General features: G+C 45.5%; 1 protein-coding gene. It reads right to left on the minus strand.

What is annotated here, in order from left to right; genetic code table 11:
- Nucleotides 1–202: aromatic amino acid lyase (locus ACNKXV_RS14830; protein ID WP_417908463.1), on the minus strand; the 202-nt coding region annotated here is incomplete at its 3' end.
- Nucleotides 203–277 lie beyond the last annotated feature (75 nt).

The following is a 277-nucleotide window of genomic DNA, read 5'->3' on the forward strand; positions in this document are numbered from 1 at the left end:
TCTTGGTGGTGCAAAGTGGTCCAAAGCCGGTGTTGATCCCATAGACGATGGCTTCGCCTAGGGCGATTTTTTCGACCGCCGCGGCAGAATTCTGGATTTTTCGAATGGTTTCAGGACTAAGTATTCCTTTGATCTCTTTTTTTGCCAATCCAAGTGCAAGTGAAGCGGTGAGTGTGTCTTGTCCGTAGCGGAAGATATTCATGGTATTGTGATGTAAGACCTGTCAGGTTTTCAAAACCTGACAGGTCTGGAACAGTAAAATTACCTCTTCCTTTTG

It is taken from the genome of Christiangramia aquimixticola (assembly GCF_048285835.1).
In the GTDB taxonomy this organism is placed as follows: domain Bacteria; phylum Bacteroidota; class Bacteroidia; order Flavobacteriales; family Flavobacteriaceae; genus Christiangramia; species Christiangramia aquimixticola.